Source organism: Bacteroidota bacterium (assembly GCA_016713765.1).
In the GTDB taxonomy this organism is placed as follows: Bacteria; Bacteroidota; Bacteroidia; order AKYH767-A; family 2013-40CM-41-45; genus Pollutiaquabacter; species Pollutiaquabacter aromativorans.
The window spans coordinates 1,937,158-1,963,560 of the sequence record JADJON010000001.1 but is presented as its reverse complement, the minus strand read 5'-3'; the positions used below and the strand labels follow the sequence as shown (position 1 = coordinate 1,963,560).

General features: G+C 56.1%; 17 protein-coding genes. 11 read left to right on the top strand and 6 right to left on the bottom strand.

Features of this window, described 5'->3' with window-relative positions; all coding sequences use genetic code 11:
* Positions 1 to 51 precede the first annotated feature (51 nt).
* Positions 52 to 1,152, bottom strand: a complete 1,101-nt coding sequence (locus IPJ96_07480) for a Glu/Leu/Phe/Val dehydrogenase (protein MBK7910191.1) — start codon at positions 1,150 to 1,152, stop codon at positions 52 to 54.
* A gap of 104 nt (positions 1,153 to 1,256) precedes the next feature.
* Here IPJ96_07480 and IPJ96_07475 point away from each other — a divergent pair, with 104 nt between their 5' ends.
* A complete protein-coding gene (locus IPJ96_07475; GenBank protein ID MBK7910190.1) occupies positions 1,257 to 3,053 on the top strand; it encodes an ABC transporter ATP-binding protein in 1,797 nt (598 codons plus the stop codon).
* A 57-nt stretch (positions 3,054 to 3,110) separates the two neighbouring features.
* On the opposite strand, the gene dnaB is transcribed toward IPJ96_07475, so the two are convergent.
* Positions 3,111 to 4,658 (bottom strand): replicative DNA helicase, encoded by a 1,548-nt coding sequence (gene dnaB, locus IPJ96_07470; GenBank protein ID MBK7910189.1) that lies wholly within the window; start codon positions 4,656 to 4,658, stop codon positions 3,111 to 3,113.
* A gap of 153 nt (positions 4,659 to 4,811) precedes the next feature.
* On the opposite strand from dnaB, the gene IPJ96_07465 reads away from it, so the two are divergent.
* The 3 genes from IPJ96_07465 to IPJ96_07455 all read left to right on the top strand — a co-directional run bounded on the left by IPJ96_07465 (position 4,812) and on the right by IPJ96_07455 (position 8,037).
* A complete protein-coding gene (locus tag IPJ96_07465) occupies positions 4,812 to 6,125 on the top strand; it encodes a hypothetical protein (GenBank protein MBK7910188.1) in 1,314 nt (437 codons plus the stop codon).
* A 73-nt stretch (positions 6,126 to 6,198) separates the two neighbouring features.
* Positions 6,199 to 7,155, top strand: coding sequence for an acetyl-CoA carboxylase carboxyltransferase subunit alpha (locus IPJ96_07460; protein MBK7910187.1), 957 nt, complete (start codon positions 6,199 to 6,201; stop codon positions 7,153 to 7,155).
* Positions 7,156 to 7,218: 63 nt separating this feature from the next.
* A complete protein-coding gene (locus IPJ96_07455; protein ID MBK7910186.1) occupies positions 7,219 to 8,037 on the top strand; it encodes a 4-(cytidine 5'-diphospho)-2-C-methyl-D-erythritol kinase in 819 nt (272 codons plus the stop codon).
* Positions 8,038 to 8,039: 2 nt separating this feature from the next.
* Here IPJ96_07455 and IPJ96_07450 read toward each other — a convergent pair whose 3' ends face one another.
* The gene (locus IPJ96_07450) at positions 8,040 to 9,521 is read right to left on the bottom strand and encodes a magnesium chelatase (protein ID MBK7910185.1); all 1,482 of its coding nucleotides are present in this window, start codon (positions 9,519 to 9,521) and stop codon (positions 8,040 to 8,042) included.
* 27 nt (positions 9,522 to 9,548) lie between these two features.
* The gene (locus tag IPJ96_07445; GenBank protein ID MBK7910184.1) at positions 9,549 to 10,640 is read right to left on the bottom strand and encodes a hypothetical protein; all 1,092 of its coding nucleotides are present in this window, start codon (positions 10,638 to 10,640) and stop codon (positions 9,549 to 9,551) included.
* 116 nt (positions 10,641 to 10,756) lie between these two features.
* Here IPJ96_07445 and IPJ96_07440 point away from each other — a divergent pair, with 116 nt between their 5' ends.
* The 3 genes from IPJ96_07440 to IPJ96_07430 all read left to right on the top strand — a co-directional run bounded on the left by IPJ96_07440 (position 10,757) and on the right by IPJ96_07430 (position 18,967).
* On the top strand, positions 10,757 to 13,960 hold the full coding sequence (locus tag IPJ96_07440) for a UvrD-helicase domain-containing protein (protein MBK7910183.1): 3,204 nt from the start codon (positions 10,757 to 10,759) through the stop codon (positions 13,958 to 13,960).
* Between the two features lie 197 nt (positions 13,961 to 14,157).
* Entirely contained in the window at positions 14,158 to 16,089 is a 1,932-nt protein-coding gene (locus tag IPJ96_07435; protein ID MBK7910182.1) for a T9SS type A sorting domain-containing protein, read from the top strand.
* Between the two features lie 40 nt (positions 16,090 to 16,129).
* On the top strand, positions 16,130 to 18,967 hold the full coding sequence (locus IPJ96_07430) for a VCBS repeat-containing protein (protein ID MBK7910181.1): 2,838 nt from the start codon (positions 16,130 to 16,132) through the stop codon (positions 18,965 to 18,967).
* A 292-nt stretch (positions 18,968 to 19,259) separates the two neighbouring features.
* Here IPJ96_07430 and IPJ96_07425 read toward each other — a convergent pair whose 3' ends face one another.
* Complete coding sequence (locus tag IPJ96_07425) at positions 19,260 to 19,982, bottom strand: response regulator transcription factor (GenBank protein MBK7910180.1); 723 nt, start codon at positions 19,980 to 19,982, stop codon at positions 19,260 to 19,262.
* 40 nt (positions 19,983 to 20,022) lie between these two features.
* Between IPJ96_07425 and IPJ96_07420 the strand changes: the two genes are divergently transcribed.
* From IPJ96_07420 to IPJ96_07405, 4 genes are all read left to right on the top strand, one after another.
* Positions 20,023 to 21,111 carry an acyltransferase gene (locus IPJ96_07420; protein MBK7910179.1) on the top strand — a complete coding sequence of 363 codons (1,089 nt, stop codon included), beginning with the start codon at positions 20,023 to 20,025 and terminating at the stop codon, positions 21,109 to 21,111.
* A gap of 75 nt (positions 21,112 to 21,186) precedes the next feature.
* Entirely contained in the window at positions 21,187 to 22,863 is a 1,677-nt protein-coding gene (gene pruA, locus IPJ96_07415) for an L-glutamate gamma-semialdehyde dehydrogenase (GenBank protein MBK7910178.1), read from the top strand.
* 27 nt (positions 22,864 to 22,890) lie between these two features.
* Positions 22,891 to 24,378: a hypothetical protein gene (locus tag IPJ96_07410; GenBank protein ID MBK7910177.1), complete on the top strand. Its 1,488-nt coding sequence runs from the start codon at positions 22,891 to 22,893 to the stop codon at positions 24,376 to 24,378.
* A gap of 86 nt (positions 24,379 to 24,464) precedes the next feature.
* Positions 24,465 to 24,794 (top strand): septum formation initiator family protein, encoded by a 330-nt coding sequence (locus tag IPJ96_07405; protein ID MBK7910176.1) that lies wholly within the window; start codon positions 24,465 to 24,467, stop codon positions 24,792 to 24,794.
* Positions 24,795 to 24,800: 6 nt separating this feature from the next.
* Here the strand turns inward: IPJ96_07405 and IPJ96_07400 are convergent, their stop codons facing one another.
* Positions 24,801 to 26,360 carry a methylmalonyl-CoA mutase gene (locus IPJ96_07400; protein ID MBK7910175.1) on the bottom strand — a complete coding sequence of 520 codons (1,560 nt, stop codon included), beginning with the start codon at positions 26,358 to 26,360 and terminating at the stop codon, positions 24,801 to 24,803.
* Between the last annotated feature and the right edge of the window lie 43 nt (positions 26,361 to 26,403).

Below are 26,403 nucleotides of genomic sequence, written 5' to 3'. Positions count from 1 at the left end.
AGAACGTTCTGGCGGACCTGCATCCGCAAAGGCACTCGGTAACTACTGGGATCAGGCTTTAACCTGGCGGGCGGAAGCCAGGCGCTCCTCGACAATCGCCTTCGCGGCCTGGATGGTGGTGAGGCTTTCCGCCTCCGCCTTGGCAAAGATCTCCAACGTGGTATCGTAGATCTTACGGGTATGCTCCATGGCTTGTTCACGGTTGTAACCCTTCAATTCCGAATAGACGTTGATCAGTCCCCCGGCATTGATGAGGAAGTCGGGGGCATACAGGATACCCTTCTCCAACAGCATCCGGCCATGTTCGTTCTCGTCGGCCAACTGGTTATTGGCCGCACCGGCTACTACGGCACACTTCAATCGTCCGATGTTTTCGGTATTCAGGGTGGCGCCGAGCGCGCAGGGAGCATAGATATCGACAGCCTGCTCGTACACCTTATCCGGCGCGACGATCGAAGCGCCATATTGCTTGGCTACGGCGTTGAGGTTCTCCTGGTTGATATCGCTCACGGTAACGATGGCGCCCTCTTCGGTCAGCAGTCGCACGAGGTTCTGTCCCACGTGTCCGACACCCTGTACCATTACGCGCTTACCGTTCAGTTGCTCGGATCCGAACTGCTGCTTGGCGGAAGCTTTCATGCCCATGTAAACGCCAAATGCGGTTACGGGCGAAGGGTCACCGCCACCACCAAGATTCTCCGGAAGTCCGGTCACGTGCTTGGTACGCTCGTGGATGAACACCATATCCGAGGTGCTGGTGCCGACGTCTTCCGCGGTGATGTATTTACCGGAAAGGGTCTCAATGAACTCCCCGTATCTGCGGAACAGTTCCGGCGTTTTCTGGGTCTTGCTGTCACCAAAGATCACAGCCTTTCCGCCACCGAGACCTAAACCACTGATTGCAGCCTTGTAGGTCATGCCGCGCGACAGGCGCAGCACATCGTTAAGCGCTTCTGCCTCCGACTGATAGTTCCACATCCGGGTTCCGCCAAGGGCAGGTCCGAGGGTCGTATCGTGGATGGCGATGATCGCCTTGAGTCCGGTGTTTTTGTCGTAGCAAAAAACGACTTGTTCGTGGTCGGCAAAGGATGGATGACCGAAAATCAAACCAGAACCCGTTTGGGTGCCTTTTACCTCTTTCACATCAAGCATCGGGAAACGTTCTTAATTAACTTTGTCCAGCCGTACGAGAAAAACGGCGCCGCAAAGTTAGGGTTATTTTTTTAGGCCGCCAAGACACACCTTTCTGCCTGATAATGTTGTCATTAAGCTATCTGAACAAGTACTTCTGGAAGTACCGGAAGTTCCTCCTGGCAGGAATCGTATTCGTTATTCTGCAAAATTTCGGGGCAATCTACCCTGCCCAGGTGGTGCGAAAGACCCTGGATGAGGTGACGGGAGCGCTTCATCAGGTGGAATCCCTGGATGCCAGCGGAAGAAGCGAGGTATTGGATACGGTTACCGGTCAGGTCTTCCGGTTCTTTCTGTTGATTCTGGGCGTGGCGCTGCTCCGGGGCGCCCTCATGTTCCTGATGCGCCAGACCATCATTGTCATGTCCAGGCACATTGAGTACGACCTGAAGAACGAAGTGTTCGACCACTATCAACGGCTCTCGCTCTCCTTCTATCGCCGCAACAATACCGGTGACCTGATGAACCGGATCAGCGAAGATGTCAGCCGGGTGCGTATGTATGTCGGACCTGCGGTCATGTACGCGATCAACCTCATTGTCATGTTCGTGCTCGTGATCATCAGTATGTGGCACGTGAATCATACGCTGACCCTCTATGTCGTGGCTCCCCTCCCGCTGCTTTCGCTGAGCATCTACTTCGTCAGCGACATCATGAACCGCCGCAGCGAAGAGGTACAGACACAACAAAGCAGGCTGAGTACGTTCGTGCAGGAAGCGTTCAGTGGAATTCGGGTACTCAAATCATTCGTACGGGAAAAATCATCCGTCGAGACCTTTCGTAACGAAAGTGACGCATACCTGCGGCACAACATGCACCTCGTGCGGGTGAATGCGATGTTTTTTCCACTCATGCTCTTGCTGGTGGGCTTGAGCACGCTATTGGTCATTTACGTCGGTGGTCGCGAGGTAATCGCCGGAAGGGCGACAACCGGAAACATTGCCGAATTCATCATCTACGTCAACATGCTGACCTGGCCGGTGGCTTCACTGGGATGGGTGACCTCGCTGGTGCAACGCGCTGCGGCTTCACAGACCCGACTCAACGAATTCATGTTGCAAAAACCGGAGATCGTGAGTACGGTTACGGAACCACGCGAAATGAAAGGCGCGATCACGTTCAGAAACGTTTCGTTCGTCTATCCGGATTCCGGCGTCCAGGCTTTGCAAGACGTGAGTTTCACCGTAGCGCCCGGTCGATCGCTGGCTATTCTCGGCAAGACCGGTAGCGGTAAGTCCACCATTGCCAACCTGCTTGCTCGACTCTACGATCCTTCGAAGGGGAGCATCCTGATCGACGATACCGACCTGCGCGCATGGCCGTTGGACGCACTACGCCGGCAGATCGGCTACGTGCCGCAAGACGTGTTTCTTTTCAGCGACACGATTGCCAACAACATCTCGTTCGGATTGGAAGGAAACGAAGATCCGGTCGAAACACGTCGTCGTGTGGAAACCGCCGCACGCAACGCTGCCGTGGAAGAAAACATCCTGGAGTTTCCCGACCGGTTCGAAACCATGCTCGGCGAACGCGGCCTCACCTTGTCAGGCGGTCAAAAGCAACGGGTCTCCATCGCCCGTGCGATCATTCGTGAACCCAAGATCCTCGTATTCGACGATTGCCTCAGCGCGGTCGATACCCAAACGGAAGAAAGGATCCTCCGTAACCTGCGCGATGTGATGAAAGACCGGACCACCCTGTTCATCTCCCATCGCGTAAGCACGGTAAGGAATGCCGATCACATCCTGGTCCTGGACAACGGTAAGATCCTGGAAGAAGGGACGCACGAAAGCCTGCTGAAAAAACGCGGAGCCTATTACGACCTCTACGAAAGTCAGTTGCTGGAAGAGCACCTGAATTGAATTATCCTCACGCCAAAAGAGGCGTTCGGGTGACGTCCGGTAAACAATCAGAATTTATCAGAAGGGCGGCTCTTCCGGCATATCGTTCATCCGTGACCCCACGATGATCCGGTTGCTCTGGTAATCCACCACGCTTCCACTCGGCGCGGGACTGCTGTCGCCGAAATCGCGTTGATCGAGATCGGTGAACTTGGCCAACCGGTCCACAAAGCGCAGCTTCACGGTATCGGTCGCGCCGTTTCGGTGCTTGGCGACGATGATCTCCGCCACCCCCGTCGTCGGGTTGTTGTCTTCGTCGTGCGTCAAGCCGTAGTACTCCGGACGATAGATGAACATGACCATATCGGCGTCCTGTTCGATAGCGCCCGATTCGCGCAGGTCGCTGAGCTGCGGGCGCTTCGACCCTCCGCGGGTCTCCACCGCACGACTCAACTGCGAGAGCGCGATGATCGGTACGTTGAGTTCTTTTGCGATCGCCTTGAGTGAACGCGAAATGGTGCTGATCTCCTGTTCCCGGTTGCCGCCTTTGTTCTCCACATCGGCACGCATCAACTGCAGGTAATCGATGATGATCATCTGCACATCGTGCATCGCTTTGAGACGACGACATTTCGAACGAAGATCGAAGACCGAAAGCGCGGGCGTATCGTCAATGAAGATCGGTGATTCGGACAGCCGGCCGGTCATCGATACGAGCTTTTGCCACTCCGTTTCGTCCAGGGTACCCTTTCGGAGTTTATCCGACGGAATACCGGTCTCGGAAGAGATCATCCGCTGGACCAACTGGATGGACGACATTTCCAGCGAGAAGACGGCGATCGGTTTGTTGAACTGGATGGCCGCGTTGCGTGCAAGAGACAAGACGAAAGCCGTCTTACCCATGGCCGGGCGGGCCGCCAGGATGATCAGATCGGATTTCTGCCAGCCGGATGTCAGTCGGTCCAGATCGGTAAAGCCGCTCTCGACGCCGGTGATACCCGTACCGTGCTTTTTAGCAGCTTCGATCAGACGAGTTGCCTCACTGACCATGGCGCTCATTTCCTGGAAATTCCGGCGGATGTTGCCCTGGGCGATGTCGAACAGGTTCTTTTCCGCACGATCCAGCAAGTGGAATACGTCCGTGGTATCCTCGTAGGCATCCCGGATGGTCTCGGAAGAAATGCGGATCAGTTCACGCTGAATGTGCTTCTGCAGGATGATCCGCGCATGGTATTCGATGTTGGCTGCGGAAGCGACACGGTTGGTCAGTTGTGTGATGACGTACGGGCCGCCAACCAGGTCCAGTTCGCCGCTTCGCTTCAATTCGTTGCTGACCGTCAGGATATCGATCGGCTCCGAACGTTCAAACAAACGTCGGATCGCCTGGAAGATCAGTTTGTGGCTGTCCTTGTAGAAGGAATCCGGATGAAGAATGTCGATGACCGAGGTCAACGCGTCCTTCTCCAACATGAGCGCTCCCAGCACCGCTTCCTCCAACTCAACCGCCTGCGGCGGGAGTTTTCCGAATTGCTGTGCCTGCAAAGCCGTAACCGCGGAAGTCTTGCTTCCGGTACGCCGACGAATCGTCGTATCGCCGCTTTGGGTGGGTTCTCCCGGCTCGATCATGGTCCTATCAAAGATAAGCTTTCGGATTCCGCTTCCGTTATCGGTAGCGCTTTTTCAAAAGGGGGACGAAGCTAATGAATCAGCATCGGGAGGGCAAGTCTGTTTATAACTTTCCTACCTTTGACCACACACAGTTTACAGACAATCAATTCAATGAGTAGAGTCAGGATAATCGGTGCTTTAATTCTTGGATTTCTTTCGTTCAGCCTTGGCTGTAAGAAAGACGATGATGACGAAGCGCCGATACCCGTCAATATACTAAGTCCGTCCGCCGGCACTTCCTTTCGCGTATTGGAAGACACGATCCGCATCATCGTCACCGCAAAAGTGCCGGATGACGGGCCAGCCTCGGTCTACTTGTTTCTCAAAGACGAATCCTCCGGCGCCCTGGTTGTTCCGCCGAATTACAATTATGTCATCAATACCCGGAACGCCCTCGAATTCAATTACCGGATAACCGATACGTTGCTGAGCAGCGGGACGTACAGGTTGGAAGTCAAGGTGAGCACTTCCGACAATTCGGGGAGTTCCAGTGTGCCCATCAACCTGGTTGCGGTCCCCAAACGGAAACTCGGCACGCTATTGCTGACCCGCCCCGACAGCAGCCGGACCCGGCTTTGGATGGCTGACGCGTCGCTCAATCTTTCGCATTTCCGGGAAATGTCGGGCGACTACGTTGGCAGCACCTTACAAAATGCAACCGGCACGTTTCTCATCGCCCGTCGTACCGTTTCCTCGACTTTTTTTAAAATCTCCGACGGCACTGTACTCCGCACGATCAACGGCGAACAGGCAGCTCCGGTCCCCTCCTTCTCCTTTGCGGACTTTCAGGACGGTACGCACTTCCTATCCTTCTATCAATCCACCTTGCGGGGATACGACAGCAACGGGAACGAGACATTCCGCTCCGCTTCCCAACCGTTGGACTATGATTATAGGAACATGCTGCGCGCGGGGAATTACATCTACGCCTATGCGCACCTGGACTTACCCGCCACGGAAAAACTGTTTGTGATCAATTACCCGTCCGGTGCATCCCGATCCGAATGCACACTGGATATGCGGGTCACCGGCATGTTGCCGGGTGTAAACAACGATATCTATCTCTTTGGAACACGCACCGATGGCGCCCTTAGCGTCGCGCGCTATTACTTTACGACGAATGTCGCGAATGAACTGATCGCCAACCCCGGTTTACAATTACTGGAAGTGGTGCCGGGCCCGCTCGGTGCCAACGCCCGATTGCTCACCAACCAGGGCATCTATCGCTTCGATCCTACTGCGCTTACCCTTCAACAGGAATCCTCCCTTTCCGGTGATCGCATGGTCCGGGATAGTGATAGCCAGTTGATCTACCTGATCGATTCGCTGGAGGTGAAACTTCTTTCCGACATCGACCTTTCCGTGACCGGAACGATCACCAGCACCGAGCCCGTGAAAAACGTGATCAACTGGTACAACCGCTGAAATCCGGCGCTTTGTATATTCGTAGTGCAATGACAAGCGAACTGAATTGCAAGTCGTTGATTAAAAGCTTATTATGAACTTCCTCGACTTTGAAAAACCGATCTCGGACCTCCTGGACCAGATCGACAAGCAGAAGCAGATCGGTGAAAAAAGCAAGGTGGATGTCAGCGTAGCCGTACGCCAGTTGGAACTGAAACTGGAGGAAACCCGCAAGGTCATCTATAGCAAGATCACACCCTGGCAACGTGTTCAGTTGTCCCGTCACCCCGACCGCCCCTACACCCTCGCCTACATCGAGTCGATTACCGAGAAGAATTTCATCGAACAATTCGGCGATCGAACCGTGCGGGACGATAAGGCCATCGTGGGCGGCTTCGGTTCTATTGACGGACAGACTGTCATGTTCATCGGACAACAGAAGGGTGCCACCACCAAGCAACGGCAATACCGAAACTTCGGTATGGCCAACCCGGAAGGATACCGGAAAGCGCTTCGACTCATGAAGCTGGCTGAAAAGTTCAACAAGCCGGTCGTTACTTTCATTGATACGCCGGGAGCATATCCCGGTCTGGAAGCCGAAGAACGGGGCCAGGGCGAAGCCATTGCCCGCAACCTGTTTGAGATGGCCAAACTCAAGGTACCGGTCATTTGCATCATCATCGGCGAGGGGGCTTCCGGTGGCGCGCTCGGCATCGGCATCGGCGACCGCGTCCTGATGCTGGAGAACACCTGGTACTCGGTCATCTCACCGGAATCCTGTTCCTCTATTCTCTGGAGAAGCTGGGACTACAAGGAAAAAGCCGCGGAGGTCCTGAAACTCACCGCGGAGGATATGCTGAAGAACAAACTGATCGACGGAATCATCCGGGAACCGATCGGTGCGGCGCATACCCAACCCGAACAGATGTTCCGGATTGTCAAAGCTGAAATCAAGAAGCACCTGGCCGACTTACTCGCCAAGGATCGCGCGACCCTGGTCCACGAACGGATTGAAAAATTCTGTTCGATGGGCGTGGTAGCAGAACAATAATGGCAGGATGGCGCAACCGGTACACCTTACCCGCTGCCCCTTTCCGGCGTTTCGCATCGCCCCGTGATCAGCTTTCCGAATTGCAAGATCAACCTGGGCTTGCACGTCCTTTCCCGACGTGAAGATGGTTTCCACGAACTGGATACGGTCTTTTATCCTGTTCCCTGGACGGATATCCTGGAGATCGTACGCGACGAAGGAAATGAATCCGACATCGATTTCCGCAACAGTGGCATTCGCATCTATGGACCGCGCGACAAGAATCTGTGCGTTCGCGCGTATCAATTGCTGGCCGCCGATTTCCCCCTGCCGCCGATTCGCATGCACCTCCACAAGAACCTGCCCATCGGCGCGGGACTCGGTGGCGGATCAGCCGACGCAGCCTTCGCCTTACGTTTGATCAACGACCTGTTCCGCCTGAAGATCCCGGTTGCCCGCCTCGAAAACTATGCGGCCCGGCTCGGAAGCGATTGTCCCTTCTTCATCCAGAACAAAGCGGTTCGTGCCACCGGTCGAGGCGATGTTTTTGAATCGGCGAAAGTGGACCTCAAAGGCTATCAACTGGTGATCGTAAAACCGCGCGCACATGTGAGCACAGCCGAGGCTTATAGCGGCATTACGCCCAAGGCGGACCGGGAATCACTTCGGGTACTGGTCAGGAAACCGGTGGCGCAGTGGCGGGAGGTACTCGTGAATGATTTCGAAGAAACGATCTTCATCAAACATCCTTCCATCCGCAAGATCAAGGAGCAACTCTACAAGCTCGGCGCTGTTTATGCCTCCATGAGTGGAAGTGGTTCCGCGGTCTTCGGAATTTTTGAACAGCCGACCGACGTACACATGCACTTCCGGAGCGCTACGGTCTGGCAAGGCCGACTCTGAGCTCAGCTTTGCTCATCACCGGCGCCGCTGTTCATGACCGAACTGAACAGGTCCTTGAACCGTGTCCCCGTCTGCAGATTACCACGACTTAGCAGCGAGAATTCCGCGAGGCCGTGCAACAGGAATTCCATGAGAAGAAGTTGCTCATCGCCTTTGGCCTGTGGGTGAAATTGCTGAACGATCTCCTTCAGTCCCGGCACACCGCTTAAGGTCTTTTGGTACTGCTTAGCCGGGATGTCGTGCAAGAGGTCCAATTCATGTCCGCTGCTGAACCAGTCCAACACGGGCTGATAGGGATTCGGCTCTTTCTTCTTCTTACTCTTTTCCGGACTCGGGAAATACCGGGTGAACAAGGTGCGAACCGCCTTTCCTACCAGGTTCTGTGCGACGATCTGCGTTCCCTCCTGCTCGCCTTCGTACACGAGTTCGATCTTTCCGGTGATGGAAGGAATGACACCCTGGAAATCCGCGATGCGCACGCAGCCGGTCGTTTCCTTATTCAGGATGATCCTGCGTTCCACCGTACTGTAAAGATTCTCCTTGGCCGAGATCGTCAGACGAGCCGACACCCCGCTCTTGGGATCAATGTACTCGCTGCTGCGGGCTTCGAAGGCGATCTGCTCCAACAGGTCTTCCGCGAGTGGCGGAATTCGGATGGCTTCCGCCTGCTCCCTGCTTGGGTGCGCCTCTTGCCGGGTGATCTCCCGCGCGCTCTCCAGGTCTTTCGGATAGTGCGTCAGGATCTGGCTTTCGATGCGGTCTTTCAGCGGGGTGACGATCGAACCACGGTTCGTATAGTCCTCGGGATTGGCCGTAAATACGAACTCGATATCGAGCGGCAGGCGCAACTTGAATCCACGGATCTGCATGTCGCCCTCCTGGAGGATGTTGAACAAGGCCACCTGGATGCGCGCTTGCAGATCGGGTAGTTCGTTGATGACGAAGATGCAACGATGTGACCGGGGAATAAGTCCGAAGTGTATCACCCGTTCGTCGGAATAAGGCAGCTTCAGGTTGGCGGCTTTGATCGGATCGACATCACCCACCAGATCAGCGACCGACACATCGGGCGTCGCCAGTTTTTCGGTGTAACGTTCATCGCGGTGCATCCACTCGATCACGGTATCGTCACCCTGACCGGCGATCAGGTCACGCGCGTAGCGGGAAATCGGATGAAACGGATCGTCGTTGATCTCCGACCCTTTGACCACGGGGATCCATTCATCCAGGAGCCGGGTCATCATGCGCGCCATCCGGGTCTTAGCCTGGCCGCGCAAGCCAAGTAACAGGATGTTGTGGCGCGAAAGGATCGCTCGCTCGATATCCGGTATGACGGTCGTATCGAATGCGCGAATGCCTTCGAACACTTTTTCACCTGACTGCAGTTTCTTCAACAAATTCGCCCTCAGCTCTTCCTTGATACTGCGGGATTGATATCCGGACGCTTTCAGGGCGCCAAGTGTGGTCAGTTTGGTCAGTGACATATCAGTCAATTTTTTTTACAACATGGATCAGCGCCTGCGTACCCGGTTGCGTTCAAAATCTTCCAGGACGAATTGTCCCAGCCCTTTCAACGATGTATAAAAGGCCTTGCCCCCATTCGCCTCCGAGAACTCGTGAATAAACGAACGCAGGTAGGGATCTTCCGCAACCATGAAGGTGGTGATCGGAATCCGTAACCGCTTGCAATTGGATGCCAACGTCAGGCACTTGTTGACGATCCTGCGGTCAAGGCCGAAACTGTTCTTGTACAACCGGTCACCGACCCGCATGCAACTGGGCTTGCCGTCGGTGATCATGAAGATCTGTTTGTTCGGATTCTTCCGCCGGCGCAGCAGGTCCATGGCCAGTTCCAGTCCGGCGGGCGTATTGGTATGATAGGGGCCAACCTGCAGGTAGGGCAAGTCCTTCACGGAGATCGGCCAGGCATCGTCACCGAAGACGATGACATCCAGCGTATCCTTCGGGAAGCGTATCCGGATCAGCTCCGCCAGTGCCATCGCGACTTTTTTTGCCGGCGTGATACGGTCTTCGCCATACAGGATCATCGAATGACTGATGTCGATCATCAGGACGGTTGAAGTCTGCGACTGATGCTCCCGCTCCGAAACCTCCAGGTCGTCTTCCATCAGGTGAAAGTCGAGCAGTCCGTGGTTGATCTGCGCGTTGCGGATCGATTCGGTCATGCTGATCTGATCGGCCGTATCGCCGAAGCGGTATTCCCGCAGATCACCCGTGGGTTCTTCGCCGATTCCGGTAAAACGCGTGGAATGTCGCCCGGGCGCGCTGCGCCTGAGCTTTCCGAACACTTCCTCCAAAGCGGATTTGCGGATCGACTGCTCCGCTTTGGGTGTCATCACGAGTCCACCGTTGGTATCGTCGCGCAGGTAGCCTTTCCGCTTTAGGTCTTCTACGAAATCCCCCATCGAATATTCGTTGTCGGTCAACCCGTGCTCCCGGTCGAGTTCATTCATCCATTGCAACGCCTCGTTGGCATCACCGGCCGTATAGGTGAGCAATTGCAAAAACAGGTTCAGGAGCCGATCGAAGGGCGACCTCTGCTCCGGACCGGGTTTAAATTTACTGAAGCGAAAACCGATCATGCTGTACTTCCAAAGTTAACCAAGAGCGGGGAGAAAACGCTGCACTGGAAACAAACTTTGTCGGAAAAAGTTCGCGAACGCCGCTACGGACAGCACAAGGCGGCTATCTTTGAAAGGTGAACGCGCTGAAGATCTACCGCTCATCCGCAGGCTCAGGCAAGACCTACACGCTGGTGCTGGAATACCTGCACCTCGTTCTGCGGCATCCGGAAGATTACCGGCACATTCTGGCCATCACCTTTACCAATAAAGCCGCGGATGAAATGAAATCCAGGGTCATCCGCGCGCTGACCGAACTGCAGCAGGAATCAAATCCCGGCCTCGCAGCAGCATTACAGCAACTACTGCCGGAAGTCATCCTTCGGGATCGAGCGGCGCTAACACTCAAGCTGATCCTGCACGATTACAGTTCGTTCTCGGTCAGCACCATTGACAGTTTTTTTCAACGGCTGCTGCGTTCCCTGGCACGCGAGATCCACCTGCCCCTTCGACTGGAGATCGACCTCGACGAAGAGGATGTCTGCAAGGAGGTCGTGGACCGCCTGCTGCGGGAAGCCGGCAAAGATGAAGAGCTGACGAGATGGCTCGAACAACTGATCCTGCACAAGATCGAAGCTGATCGTGGCTGGAACATCGAACAGGACCTCTTCGTGGTGGCCAAACAGCTCTTTCGTGACGACCAGGGGAACACCCGGGTACTGGACCGGAAGACTGTTCACGACTTTTACCACGACCTGACTACGCTTCGGAAATCCTTCGAAAAATCTCTGCAGGAGATCGGCCGCGAAGCGATCGACGTGATCCGTAATGCCGGACTGAAGGTGGATGATTTCAGCTTTGGCAAAAGCGGAGTCGCGGGCTACCTGGATCGTTTGCAAAACGCGCGAGATCCCGATGCCGTCACGGCAACCAAACGAGCCCTTGCTGCCGCGGAGAATCCGGAAGCCTGGGCCGCGAAAAAGTCGGAACACCGGCAGGAGATCGTGCACCTGGCTGAAAGTCGTTTGCTGCCACTCCTGCGCAAAGCGATCGAGATCCAGGACCGGGACCTGCGGCGCTATGCCACCGGTTTCCAACTGCTCAAGACCCTGTACCTCTTCGGGATCGTCAACGACCTTTCCCTGCACTACCGCGATTACCGGAACGAGAACAATAAGATCCTCATCTCCGATACCCCTCGCCTGTTGGGAGCCGTGATGCAGGAATCGGACGCCCCGTTCATCTATGAAAAGGTCGGCACCCGATACAAGTATCTGCTGATCGATGAATTCCAGGACACCTCCCTCATCCAATGGCAAAACATCCTGCCCTTGTTGGAACACACGCTGGGCAGCGGCTTCATGGCGCTCGTGGTGGGCGATGCCAAGCAATCCATCTACCGCTGGCGGGGCGGCGACATGTCATTGCTTTTACAGGGAATCCGGCGAGACTTGCGGGCGTTCGGCTCGCTCTTCATGGAAGATGTACTGGACACGAACTATCGCAGTAAACGCGAGATCGTCTTGTTCAACAACAGTTTCTTCGAAAAAGTACCACCGCTGCTCGAAGACGTGAAAGAAGCCGGAGCTTTGCCGCTGCTGCGGCAGGCCTATGGAGCCGGACTGGCACAGGCCGTTGCGAAGAAAAACGACATCGGCGGTTTTGTTCGGATTCGCCCGCTCACCGCCTCCACCGATCCGGCAACCGGTGAAGAACGGACCTGGAAAGCTGCCGCCATTGAAGCGACTGCCGATACCATCGGGCAATTATTGAAACGTGGCTATCAGTTGCGCGACATCACCCTCTTAGTGCGCAACAACCGCGACGGCAACCTGCTCGCCACCGAACTTTTTCAGCGGGGCATCCGCGACATCATTTCTCCGGATTCATTGCTCCTGGGAACGCACCCGTTGATTCAGTTTCTGCTGAACGTATTCCGCTACCTTGCCGATCCCGGCAACAGCATCGCCAAGAGTCAATTGTTGCATTACTATGTCACCCAGTTACGGGAACAAGACGGCGTCTCGCTCCATCGGCTTTTTGCCGACCATCAGCTGAAAAGCCGCAAACGACCGTCCGCAACGATTTCGCTCTTCGATTCGGAAGTCCATACCGACAATGCGTTTAACCAATTACTTCCCGAAACTTTCACCGCGCACCTGCCCTATCTCTCGAAGCTGCCCGTTTATGAGCTCAGCGAACAACTCGCCGCGATCTTCCTGCTCAACCGTGAACCCGATGCCTACCTCCAGCGCTTCCAGGACCTGGCACTTGAATTCACCCAGAATGATTCTGGCAATCTGACGGCCTTCATCAGCTGGTGGGATGAGAACGAGATCGGTCTTACCAAATCGGTGGTGGTCCCGGAGGATGTGAACGCCTTGCGCATCATGTCGATCCACAAGTCGAAAGGACTGCAGTTCCCGATCGTCATCATGCCCTTTACCGACTGGTCACTTTTCCCCAAGGCGAACGAATGGATTTGGGCTACGACCGACGAACCACCGTTCGATCAGATCGGGAAAGTAGCCCTCAATACCGGAAAGAAACTTCTTGGTACCGCGTATGAAGCCGCGTACCGGGAAGAGATCCAACAGCAACTCGTCGACAACGCCAACTTGCTTTATGTCGCCTTCACCCGAGCCGAACACGAATTGCACGTATTCCTTCCGGAAGATTCCGGCGGCGAACTGAGCAAAATATCGCAGTTGGTCAGCAGGACCTGCGACAGCATGGATAAACTGATCCGGTCCGGCGAGGAATGGGTAGCCGGCGAACCGATGCCATCGCCGGAAGCATCGCCTGCCGGAACGAAGACCGAGGTACTCCGCTCCTATCCCATCCACCGCTGGCAGGAACGGATCAGCATCGCTTCCAAGGCACGCGATCTCACCGGTATGTGGGAGGAAGAAAAATCCAGCGGAAAACGGTTCGGCATCATCGTCCACCGCTTGCTTTCCGAGATCACCGCATCGTCCGATATTGGACGGGCCGTACAAGCACAGGTGTTTGACGGACTCCTTCGGGAAGAGGAAGCGGAAGAGGTCGAACGTCAAGTCAGGGCCGGAATGGAACTGCCCGGCATGGAAGCCTACTACGAAGACGGCTGGACCGCGCGTGCAGAACAGGAGATTCTCTTGCCCGATGGTAGCAGTCAACGCCCGGATCGCGTGGTCTTCAATGCAAACCGCATCCGGATCGTCGATTTCAAGACCGGCGCGGAACGCCCTGCTCATCGTCAACAATTGTCCTCCTACTGCGACCTGTTGAAACAAATGGGCTATGCGATCGACAGGGCCAGCCTGGCTTACCTTCGGGAGAACAAGGTTGTTGACCTTTGATCACTGGATTTCGATGAATTTTTGATTAAGTATTTGGTGCTTTTATCCCGCATATCCTGTTTTTCGGCGGTTTTCTGCCCAGACATTTTGCATGCACGGCCTTTCAGACAGACCTGCTCCAACAGCCGGAAACCATTGGGTTTTCACGGATTTTTTGATTAAAATTGTCGGACTTCCCAGCCAGTCAGCCTGCAGCAATGCGCCATTACCTGATCGCCCTGTTTTGCCTCGGGGCATTCATTTTATTTGTCAGTTCCATTCCGGACGACGAGCCGCGTCCGCGTTTCCATTCACCGGCTGAACTCGAAGCCTTACAACAACGCGTTCACTCACCCTTGGTTCCGGGTGAATGGTACATGACGTCTGCAAGTTGCCGCGGTTGTCACGGACACGACACCCTTGGTCTGGCGAACATCAACGAGAACGGCGAAGACGTGAACCTCTTTTCGCATTGGGAAAGTTCCATGATGGCACTCAGCGCGAAGGATCCGCTCTGGCGGGCGAAGGTCAGCCAGGAAATTCTCGTCAACCCCGGACATGCCGCGGAGTTGCAGGACAAATGCACGTCCTGCCATGCACCCATGGGACGGTACAATTCACGTTTTCGTGGTAACGCGCACTACGGTCTGACCGATCTATATGCCGACAGTCTCGGACTCGATGGAGTCTCCTGTGCAGGATGTCATACCATCGATTCGACAGTCGGGCTAACCTTCTCCGGTGAAATTCCATACGACACCACCCGCACGATCTACGGCCCCTTCACTTTCCCGATGACCGGGCCAATGCAGTTGTACGAAGGCTACACGCCGACTTACAGTCCGCACATGGACCGATCGGCCGTTTGCTCCTCCTGCCATACACTCATCACCAACACCGCCGACCTCAATGGAAACGCTACCGGCGGTCAGTTTGTCGAGCAGGCTACTTATCACGAGTACCTGAACTCCAATTATCCGGCGAACAACATCAAGTGCCAGACCTGCCACATGCCGCAACTCCCGGATCCGGTGGTCATCGCCAACGGCTACATCGCCCTTACGCCGCGTTATCCGTTCAACCAGCACACTTTTGCCGGTGCCAATCACTTCATGTTGCAACTCATTCGCGACAACAAAGCGGCACTGGATGTCCAAGTCGAGGATGCGCGTTTCGACAGTACCCTGGCCGCCACCGCGCAACTCCTGCAGGAACGTTCCGTGGCGCTTTCCGTCAATTTCGACAGCACGGCCTCCGACACCAGCTACTATCAGGTTCGATTGGAAAACAAGACCGGCCACAAATTCCCTTCGGGCTATCCATCACGCCGGGCGGTGTTGCAGTTCATCGTCCTGGACAATGCCGGTGATACCGTTTTTGCCTCGGGTCGCTACGACAGCGATGCGCGCGTAACCGACGAGGATGCCGGCTTCGAAAGTCACCACAATGTGATTACACGGGAGGACCAGGCCCAGATCTACGAAATGGTGATGGGTGACGTGAACTACGATTTCACTTCCGTACTCGAGCGTGCCGCTCACCTGCTCAAGGACAACCGGATCCCGCCCGCCGGATTCACGACCAGCCACTATGCCTACGACACCGTTACCATTTCAGCGGATGCCTTGGCAGATCCCGACTTCAACAAGGACAACGCTACGGAAGGTACCGGTGTCGATATCGTTCACTTCCACGTTCCGTTGAACGGCGCCGTGGGCCCTTTCCGGGTCATCACTTCCCTCTATTACCAGAGTGTGCCGCCGAAGTGGCTCGACGAGATGTTTACGCTCAACAGTGCCGAGATCGACAGTTTCCGGCACATGTTCCAGAATGCCGACAAGACCCCGTTCCTCATGCTGCGCGACAGCCAGTGGGTGAACACTACATCGATACGCCCCCTGAACAAACCCCTGGTCGACCTGTACCCCACGGTCTCCTCCGGTATGCCGGTTACGATCAAAGCGATCAACGGAAACAAGATTCTGGCAGTCGACTGCTACTCGGCTTCCGGAACGCGCATCCAGTCGGTACGTCCTTCGTCCAAAACCACTGTACTGGAAATCCAATTGGACGGATCCAATGGCTATTACTTCCTAAGAATAAGGACCGAACAAGGCGACACCGTGCGCAAGGTCCTCCTGAACCGATAATCCAACCAACCAACCCTAACAACCTCATCACCTCAAACGCATGAGCATCTCTACCCGAATCCGGACGCTACTGGCCGCCTGTGCCATTCTGCTTGCTCCGGCCACGAAAGCTCAACTGAGCTTTACCAACGCGAACAACAAGATCGCCGGCCCGATGTACAGCGGCTGCGCGGTCACGGTGACCGACGTGAACTTCGACGGTCTCGACGACATCCTGCGCATGGACCAGGGACACAATGTGAGCCTGGAACTGCAGAACCGTGATGGCAGTTTCAGCAATCACTACCTCACCAGCATCGGCTCCGGCAGCGCCTGGGCCATGACCTGCGCCGACGTGGACCACAATGGCTGGAAGGACATGATCGCCGACGGAAACTCCGGAATCGAACTGGTCAAGATCTTCGAATCGGGCGGTAACATCACTTCCACCACCACCACGCTCCCGAATTCGGGATTCTTCCTCCAGAACGCCACGTTCTGTGATATGAACAACGACGGCTGGATCGACCTGTTCTGCTGTGATGACAATGCCGTCAGCAAACTCTATGTCAACGACGGGTCGGGCAACCTGTTCCCGAGCACGATCGTCAATTTCGCGGTCAACCCCGGCATTAACTACAACGGTGACCCGGCTGATTCGGGTAACTATGGCAGTTGCTGGATCGACTTCGACAACGACCACGACCTCGACTTGTACGTCGCGCATTGCCGTCAGAGCACGTCCAGCCCGACCGACCTCCGCCGCATCAACCGCCTCTTCGTGAACGATGGCAACAACAACTTCACCGAAGCGGCCGGCACCTACGGTATCGACATCGGCTGGCAGACCTGGACCGCGAGCTTCGGCGACATCGACAACGATGGCGACCTCGATCTCCTGCTGACCAACCACGATCACACCAGCCAGATCTTCGAAAACGACGGCACCGGTCATTATACCGAGCTCACCGGTACCGGCTTCAACACGAATACGATCACCCCGATCGAATCCGTATTCGAAGACTTCGATAACGACGGCTACATCGACATCCTCGTTACCGGCGATGAGTGGGTGTACTACAAGAACAACGGCGACAAGACCTTCTCCCAGGTCAGTGGTCTCATGGCCAACAACGGCATGCTGTCGTTCGCCATCGGCGACCTGAACCACGACGGTTTTGTGGATGTGTATGCCTCGTATGGCGACATCTACACCAACCCGACCAACATTCCGGATGTACTGTACCTGAACAACGGCAACAGCAACCGCTTCATCAACTTCCAGCTCGAAGGCGCTGCCTCGAACAAAGGTGCAATCGGCGGTCGTGCTACCATTTATGGCGACTTCGGTGTCCAGGTGCGCGAAGTGCGCGCCGGTGAAAGCTACGGCACCTGCAATTCTTCGCAACTCCACTTCGGTCTCGGCAACGTTACCCGCGTCGACTCCGCTGTCATCTGGTTCCCTTCCGGTTACAGCACCACGCTGTACAACCTCGAATCGAATCAGTTCGTCACCGTGAAAGAAAACTCCTGCGTGATCGCCGGCAACTTCGTAACGGGCTCTTCCGTCCTTTGCACCGGACAGACGACTACGCTGAATGCCATGAACGGATTCACTTCTTACGACTGGTCCACGGGCGACAACACCCAGAACATCCAGGTTTCCGCTGCTGGTACCTACAATGTCATGGTCACCGATAACACCGGATGCACCAACATCAGCCCGAATTTCACCGTACAACTGAACCCTGATGAAACACCTTCCGTCACCGCTTCCGGCGAACTGAACATCTGCCAGGGTAACGCGGTGACCCTGACCAGCTCGGTCGCGGTCGCTTACAACTGGAGCAACGGTAACTCGGGGCAATCCATCTCCGTCGATCAGACCGGCGATTACAGTGTGACGATCCAGGGCGTTTGCGGCAGCTTCACCAGCGATCCGGTACACGTCGAAGTACTCCCGGCTCCTGCTCCTGCCGCATCCGGTGCCGCTGCCAGCGGTCCCGCTTCGGTTACCTTGTATGCCGTAGGCTCCGATCTCTATTGGTACGACCAAGAGTCGGGCGGCAACCTGCTCGGCCAGGGTGCCTCCTACGTGACACCGGTGATCAATGCTCCTACGACCTATTGGGTGGAAGACCGCGTCCTGTATCCGGGCGCGTTGTCCTACACCGGCATGCCCTACCACCAGGGCACTGAGTACAGTGGTACCAACACCAACGGTACCGTCGATTTCAACGTACTCGACAACTGCACGGTCGTTTCCGTTAAAGTGTACACCGATACTCCGGGCCTCCGCGAATTCCAGCTCCTAGATGGCGGTGGTAACGTCGTCAACAGCATGCAAGTCAACCTGCCGGCCGACACCACCCGCGTGAACCTCAATTTCAGCATCACCCCCGGTACCGGCTATCGCCTGACCACGAACGCCTCCATCAACCAATCCACCCTGGGCACCACGACCCCGCGCCTCAAGCGCAGCTCGCTGGGTGTCGCTTATCCGTATACCATTAACAACGTGATCAGCATCACCGGTTCCAACCAGGGCCAGAATTACTACTACTACTTCTACGATTGGGAAGTTCAGGAACCCGGACTGGTTTGCGTTTCCGAGCGCACGCCGGTATTGGCCGACATCACCACCGCGGTCGGCGAACTCGCCGCTAACAGCGGACTGAGTGTGTTCCCGAACCCGGCTACGTCCTTCCTGAACATTCGTTCGGAAAAGGCCGGTGACGTGAACGTCCGCATCTACGACGCTGCCGCCCGACTGCTCCGTCAGGATTCCTTCCGCGGCATGAGCCACCAGGTCTCCATCGAAGACCTCGCCAGCGGCATCTACATCCTCCATCTCGAAAAAGAAGGAGCCGTCTATCAGTACCGCCTCACAGTGAATTGACAGTAATTCAAAGCATGAGAAAAGCGACTGGGGTTAGCTCAGTCGCTTTTTTTGTAACTCGTAGTTAGTAATTAGTAATTAGCAATTGGTAATTGGTGATTGGTGATTGGTGATTGGTGATTGGTGAAAAGACAAAAAAAATTCTAATTGAATCACTAATAACAAATAACAAATCACTAACAACCCGGAACCCGCCAACATGCCGTAGCTTTAGCGAAGGCATCAACTCGAAACTCGCCTGCCTGCCGTAGCTTTAGCGAAGGCAGGGAACCCGGAACAACAAACCCCCTTTCTACCCTGCAAGCCGCGCAAGAAACTCCTCCTTCTTCCGGCGGGAGACGTCGACCGAACTGCCGTCGGTCATGACCACATAACCGCCTTCGCCTTTGACGTAGCGCACCAGGTGGTTGAGGTTGACCATGTGCGAGTGGTGGACACGGAAAAAGCCGTACGGAGTGAGTTGCTCTTCATACTCCTTGAGGTTCCGCGTCACGACGATCTTGCGATTGCCCTCGAGATAAAAATCGGTGTAGTTCTTGTCGCTCTCCAGGCGGATGATCTCATTGACTTTGATGAAGAGCAGTCCATCCGCGGTTGGTACGGCGAGTTTGTTGAGCAGTACGGTAAACGAAGGCTGTCGGGCCGCTAATCTTTCTTTGCGCAGCCGATCCACTTTTTGCAAAGCCTGGGTCAGTTCCCCGGCGATGATGGGTTTGACCAGGTAATCGAGCGCGGAATGTTTGATCGCTTCCAAAGCGTGTTGATCATTTCCCGTCGTGACTACAACATCGAACCCGATCGGTCCCAGTTGCTTCAACACTTCGAATCCGGATCCGTCCTTCAATCCGATGTCGAGAAACACCAGGTCGGGCGCCTGCTCCCGGATCGTCTTCACCGCTTCGCGGATCGAAATCGCCGGACCGCTGACCGTCCAACCCGACAGTTGCTCCTGCAACTGATCCTTCAGCACTTCGAAACTGAGCGCATCATCCTCGACGATCAAAACGTTTGGCATGCCGCGAAATTAATAAGATTTTCGTTCTTTCCCGGACCCGATGGACGCCCTTCAGCCCCGACGACTCCACTACCTTGACGCTGCACGCGGTATAGCGGTCTGGCTCACCATTCTCCTTCACCTGCAGTATGCGGGCTGGTTCAGCTTCAACACCAGCGCATTGGCGAAATTTCCATTTCGCCTGCTGTGGGACGGTAACCTGGCCATCCTGTTTTTCTTCGTACACAGCGGCTTCATCTTAACCTACCGTTTACAACAGGAATACACCGAAGCCGGTTTTCGGAATGCAGCCGCCTACTACGTTCGCCGGATCCTGCGGCTCTACCCTGCTTATTGGTGCTGCCTGCTGCTGGTCTTCGCCTACCGGCATTTTGTCGCGGCTCCTGCGTTCACCCTGAGCGACAGCGACTGGCTTCGTCAGTATTGGCAAGACACACCCGACGTGTCAGAACTGGCCGGTCAGGCTGTGCTGGCTATCCGGATCCCGAACGATCCCGGTTTACGGCTCCTCCCGAACGACTGGACCCTCACCATCGAGTGCTTGGCTTCGGCCATCCTGCCCTTCATGGCCTGGGGCTTTAGCAGGTTTCCGATCCTGCTGCCACTCCTCACCTGGCTCCTCGTACAAGTGCAATGGCTCGATCCCTTCCTGCTCGACTTCTCCCTGGGCGTGACGCTCGCCTTGTACTACCCGCGCATGGGATCACCGGTTGAACGTGTTGGCTGGAAAGAAATCGGTTTGCTATTGCTGGCAGGCTTTTTCTGGTTAACGGTCGAACATTTCCCCGTCGCGGGAGAGAACTTCGCACGCGCATGGTTCATCCATCCCAAAGGCTGGAGTGCCGCGATCATCTTCCTGCTCTTGTTGCGGATCGGATTCCTGCAACGCTGGCTCGACCGTTCGCTCCTGATCACCAACGGGCGCGTTTCCTATAGTTTGTATCTCGTACACGTACCCTGGCTGTTCTTCCTCTGGAGTGACCGCTTCGCGGGTTGGAATTCAGGTGTTCGACTGTTGCTCTTCTTCACCGGCACCCTGGCTTTCGCCTGGCTGCTGCACCGATTCATAGAACGTCCTGCGCTCGAACTGGGTCGGAAATGGGCGAATCTGCTACAGAAACGAAATTAGTGAACGCTCGAAGCTGACGTCGGACATATCCTTAACGGGTCGAATTCCGTACCTTTGCACCGAAATTCAGACCCCATGTCGAACGCCATTTCCCTTGTACCGGTAGCCGTCAACGAGCCAGTCCTCAACTACGCTCCCGGAAGCCCCGAACGCGAATCCCTCAAAGCCGCCATCCGCAAGATGCGGAGCGAGGTGCGCGACATTCCGATGTACATCAACGGCAAGGAAGTGCGCACCGGCAAGACTTCCGCTGTTCGCCCGCCGCACGATCACCAGCATGTCGTCGGGAATTTTCACGTCGGTGGTAAAGAGCACGTCGAACAGGCGATCGAGGCAGCCCTCGCCGCCCGTCAGGCCTGGTCCGACCTTCCCTGGGAACAACGCGCCGCGATCTTTCTGAAAGCAGCCGACCTCCTCGCCGGCCCCTACCGCGCGATCATCAACGCCGCGACCATGATCGGTCAGAGCAAGAACGTGTACCAGGCCGAGATCGACGCCGCGTGTGAGATGATCGACTTCCTGCGCTTCAACGTGCAGTACATGCGCCAGATCTACACCGAACAGCCGATCTCTTCCAAAGGTATCTGGAACCGCCTCGAACACCGCGGCCTCGAAGGCTTCGTCTTCGCGCTCACCCCCTTCAACTTCACCGCCATCAGCGGCAACCTGCCGACCTCCCCGGCCATGATGGGTAACACCGTCGTGTGGAAACCGGCCAACACGCAGGTCTACGCCGCTTCGATCCTCATGCAGGTGTTCATGGAAGCCGGACTTCCTCCAGGCGTCATCAACCTGGTGTATGTCTCCGGCCCCGTGGCCGGTGATGTGATCTTCCAGCATCCCGATTTCGCCGGCATCCACTTCACCGGCTCTACCGGTGTCTTCCAGGATATCTGGAAAACGATCGGCACGAACATTCATCGTTACAAAGCTTATCCGCGCATCGTAGGCGAGACCGGTGGCAAGGATTTCATCATGGCCCACCCCTCAGCCGATGTTCCCGCGCTGGTAGCCGCCATCACCCGCGGCGCGTTCGAATACCAGGGACAAAAATGTTCCGCCGCTTCCCGTGTCTATATCCCGAAGAGCCTCTGGCCCGAAGTGAAGAAGGGGCTGGTCAACGATATCAATTCCTTCAAGATCGGACCGACCGAAGATTTTTCGAATTTCGTCAACGCGGTCATCGACGAAAAGTCGTTCGATAAACTTGCGAAGTACATCGACGATGCCAAAAAGAGCCCGGACGTTGAAGTGGTGGTCGGCGGCACCTACGACAAGAGCAAGGGCTGGTACATCCACCCGACCGTGCTGCTCGCGAAAGACCCGAAGTATGTGACCATGTGCGAAGAGCTGTTTGGTCCGGTCCTCACGGTCTATGTGTACGAAGACGCGCAGTACGAGCAGACACTTTCGCTTGTCGACCAGACCGGCACCTATGCCCTCACCGGTGCCATCTTCTCGCAGGATCGCTATGCCATCGACCTGGCCATGCGTAAACTGACGCACGCGGCCGGTAACTTCTACATCAACGACAAATGTACCGGCGCCGTGGTCGGCCAGCAGCCATTCGGCGGGGGCCGCGCTTCGGGTACGAACGACAAGGCGGGTTCCATCCTCAACCTGCTGCGCTGGGTTTCGCCCCGCGCCATCAAGGAAACCTTCGTTCCCCCGACGGATTATCGCTACCCCTTCCTCCAGGAAGAAAACGCCAACGGCAGTCCGGTCCGCCAACAGGCGGAAGCCGCGAAGTGATCAAACCTTTACAAAGGCCGGTGCTGAATGCACCGGCCTTCTTATTTTCACCGGGTGAGCGGCACGTCCTTTTCTCCTCAACAGCCTTTCCTGTTGCGAACCTTCAGCATCGCGTTGCTTGCCGCTGCGGGTCTGGCCGGCGTATTCGCCGGTCCGCAACTCATGAGCTGGATCGTGATCCGGCTACACGCCGCGCTCGACACTTCCTTCTGGTCGGAAGGCTTCATCGCTTCCAGCTGGTGGTTGCTGACGTTCGCTGCTTCACTCGTGCTGGTCCGTTCCTCGGTACACAGCCCCATCTACCGATGGGTTAACCCGCTCTTGTTGCTGCTGTGGTTCGGATACTTCCTGATCATCCAGTTCCGGCATCCGATCCTCCTGCCCTTCTTCGACGACTACACCGGCTTCCTCGACGATTACTCGTTGATCCTGTCCGGTAACTATCCGCTAACCCGGATCGAATGGTTGTGGCAGACGTACTGGGAATGCCGCGTGCCAATCCCGCGCCTGCTGTTCATCCTGCTGTCGGCCTGTTTCGGCAACCAGGTCTTCTTAGCCGCCAAACTGCTGACAACCCTGCTGCTGGCACTCGTCGGCTACCTGCTCCTGCTCCATACCGAAGCCCGGAAAAAACCGGTGACGAGCCTGCTGATTCTCGGTGGATTACTCCACTTCGGTTTCTTCTTCTCTTCGCTGAGCGGACTTTCCGGAACCTGCTACTACGGCAGTCTGCTGGGTTCGCTCTGGGCACTCCACCTCCAACACCGCAACCGATCGATCGGTCTGGTGTTACTGGCTGCTACACTTGGAGCGCTTTGCTTTGCCTCGGGCTTCGTCGTTTTTCCGGTGCTGTTGTATCGGGCCTGGAAGGCAGGCGCTAAACGGTCGCTGCGCTGGATCGCCGCCTGGACTGCGCTGTTCTGCGCACTCTATTTCTACGGATACCACCCGCAGCGGCTGAACGCGCTCGACGGCTTCTTCCCGATCGCCTTCCTGGCGTTCATCCCGATCTTCCTGGGCAACAGCCTGCAGTTCCTCTACCACTGGTCACTGCCGCTGCTGGGCGGATCGATCCTGACCTGGATCGGCGTTCAGCACCTGCGCGTTAAAAATGCCGGATACTATGCCGATGTCTTGCTGGTGCTCATCGGTATCGCGGCCATGACGGCTTTCTTCCGTCACCCCGCCGGAGTCGAATGGGCCCTGAACATCCGGTATGGGGTCTTTTCGTCGGTTGCCCTGCTGGCAGCCATACTGCTGGTCAGCAAGTCCGAAAGTGCTTTGCAAAAATGGTTGTTGCCCCTCCTCCTGGTGGGACTCCTGCGCACGTTCTTCTTCTATCCGGAAATGGCGCTCACGCAGGAAAAGAACCTCGACATGATCCGGGCCTGGCAAAACGGCCGAACCGACCGCCCCAGCCAGCCTTTTTTCCCCGACAACACCGAAACTGTGCTGACCCAAAGCCGGGACGCCAATCTCTGGCAACTGCCCCAAAACCCGCCGAAGGGGGATTGAACATTCCACTGTTCATACTCGAAAATCGGCCCGGCGCAGGGTCGCTTCCGGATGCTCATTTTTACATCCGCGAAAGCCGTACAAGGATGTCGAAGGGATTCAAGAAGTTCAAGAAGCACTACTGGCCGTGGATGAAAAATAAGTTCGTCCTCACGGGCTTTGGCTTTTTGGTGTGGATGAGCTTCTTCGACCGCAACGATTTCATCACAACCTGGTCGTACCGACGCAAGTTGAACGAGCTCGAAGCGCAACGCGATTACTACCGCGACGCGATCCGCAACAACAAGGCGAGTCTGCAACTGTTGGAAACCGATCCGGAAAACCTCGAACGCTACGCGCGCGAAGAACACCTCATGAAACGCGACAACGAAGACGTGTACGTGATCGTGGATGCCGCCAAACCGGCCGAAGAGTAAACGCGATCAGGCGTTGTATTCGCCAAAGACCCTTCGCATCGCGTCGGCGATCTCCCCCAAGGTACAGTAACACTCCACCGCTTCCAGGATGACCGGAAGCAGGTTACCTCCGTCACGGGCGGTCTGCTCGACCGCGGCAATGGCTTTTGTCACGGCAGCCTGATTACGCTCCGACTTCAACTGCTTCAGCTTTTCAATCTGCACCAGCCGGATGCTGTCGTCCACCGTGAAGATTTTGTCGAAGGGCGGTTCCTCGACGGTGAATTTGTTCACCCCGACGATGATGCGCCGCCCCTGCTCTACCGACTGCTGGTACTCGTACGATGCCCGCGCGATCTCGTCCTGGATGAAACCCGCTTCAATCGCGCTCACCGATCCGCCCATGGCGTCGATGCGGTGAATGTATTCCCAGGCCAGACGTTCCACTTCGTCGGTGAGGTTTTCGATGAAATAGGATCCCGCCAGCGGATCGACCGTATCCACGGCTCCGCTTTCGTGCGCGATCACTTGTTGCGTGCGCAGGGCGATGCGTGCGGCTTCTTCCGTCGGCAGGCTGAGAGCCTCGTCATAACCGTTGGTATGCAGCGACTGCGTTCCGCCCAGTACCGCCGACAGCGCCTGCAGCGTCACCCGCACGATGTTGTTCATCGGCTGCTGGGCCGTGAGCGTCGAGCCGCCGGTTTGCGTATGGAAACGCAGCATCATCGCGCGCGGATCGGTGGCGCCCAGTTCTTTCATGATCTTCGCCCACATGCGGCGTGCCGCCCGGAACTTGGCCACTTCCTGGAAAAGGTTGTTGTGCGCGTTGAAGAAGAATGACAAGCGTTTTCCGAACACGTTGATGTCCAATCCCTGCTCCAGGGCCGCTTTCACGTACGCCTTGCCGTTCGACAAGGTGAACGCGAGTTCCTGCACCGCCGTCGAGCCGGCTTCGCGGATGTGATAACCGGAAATGGAGATGGTGTTCCACTTCGGGACCTCCCGGCTGCAATAGGCGAAGATGTCGGTAATGATCCGCATCGACGCCTTGGGCGGATAGATGTACGTACCCCGGGCCGCGTACTCTTTCAACAGATCGTTCTGGATCGTGCCGGAGATCTGCTTCAGGTCGGCGCCCTGTTTCCTGGCCAGCGCGATGTACATCGACAACAGGATCGCCGCCGTCGAGTTGATGGTCATCGAGGTGGTGATGCCTTCCAGCTTGATCCCGTCGAACAGGATCTCCATGTCGCGCAGCGAATCGATCGCCACACCGGCCTTGCCGACCTCGCCGTCGGAAAGGTCGTGGTCGGAATCGTAGCCGATCTGCGTCGGCAGGTCGAAGGCCACCGACAAGCCCGTCGTGCCCTGCGACAACAGGTAATGGTACCGCTTGTTCGATTCCTCCGCCGTCGAGAAGCCGGCATACTGCCGCATCGTCCACAGCTTCGTCCGGTACATATCCGCCTGCACACCCCGCGTAAACGGAAACTCCCCCGGCTGTTCGCCAGGCCCCGAAGCGGGATGATACACCTGCCGGATCTCAATGCCGGAATCAGTGACGAAGGTTAGTGGGGACTGTTTCATAAGATGTACTAGTTAGTATTTAATCTGACAGATAAGGGTTATC

Excerpts from the sequence above, each read along its gene's own strand:
- IPJ96_07480 (MBK7910191.1), bottom strand. The coding sequence starts at position 1,152 with ATGCTTGATGTGAAAGAGGTAAAAGGCACCCAAACGGGTTCTGGTTTG.
- IPJ96_07475 (MBK7910190.1), top strand. The coding sequence starts at position 1,257 with ATGTTGTCATTAAGCTATCTGAACAAGTACTTCTGGAAGTACCGGAAG.
- dnaB (MBK7910189.1), bottom strand. The coding sequence starts at position 4,658 with ATGATCGAGCCGGGAGAACCCACCCAAAGCGGCGATACGACGATTCGT.
- IPJ96_07465 (MBK7910188.1), top strand. The coding sequence starts at position 4,812 with ATGAGTAGAGTCAGGATAATCGGTGCTTTAATTCTTGGATTTCTTTCG.
- IPJ96_07460 (MBK7910187.1), top strand. The coding sequence starts at position 6,199 with ATGAACTTCCTCGACTTTGAAAAACCGATCTCGGACCTCCTGGACCAG.
- IPJ96_07450 (MBK7910185.1), bottom strand. The coding sequence starts at position 9,521 with ATGTCACTGACCAAACTGACCACACTTGGCGCCCTGAAAGCGTCCGGA.
- IPJ96_07445 (MBK7910184.1), bottom strand. The coding sequence starts at position 10,640 with ATGATCGGTTTTCGCTTCAGTAAATTTAAACCCGGTCCGGAGCAGAGG.
- IPJ96_07435 (MBK7910182.1), top strand. The coding sequence starts at position 14,158 with ATGCGCCATTACCTGATCGCCCTGTTTTGCCTCGGGGCATTCATTTTA.
- IPJ96_07430 (MBK7910181.1), top strand. The coding sequence starts at position 16,130 with ATGAGCATCTCTACCCGAATCCGGACGCTACTGGCCGCCTGTGCCATT.
- IPJ96_07425 (MBK7910180.1), bottom strand. The coding sequence starts at position 19,982 with ATGCCAAACGTTTTGATCGTCGAGGATGATGCGCTCAGTTTCGAAGTG.
- IPJ96_07420 (MBK7910179.1), top strand. The coding sequence starts at position 20,023 with ATGGACGCCCTTCAGCCCCGACGACTCCACTACCTTGACGCTGCACGC.
- pruA (MBK7910178.1), top strand. The coding sequence starts at position 21,187 with ATGTCGAACGCCATTTCCCTTGTACCGGTAGCCGTCAACGAGCCAGTC.
- IPJ96_07410 (MBK7910177.1), top strand. The coding sequence starts at position 22,891 with ATGCACCGGCCTTCTTATTTTCACCGGGTGAGCGGCACGTCCTTTTCT.
- IPJ96_07405 (MBK7910176.1), top strand. The coding sequence starts at position 24,465 with ATGTCGAAGGGATTCAAGAAGTTCAAGAAGCACTACTGGCCGTGGATG.
- IPJ96_07400 (MBK7910175.1), bottom strand. The coding sequence starts at position 26,360 with ATGAAACAGTCCCCACTAACCTTCGTCACTGATTCCGGCATTGAGATC.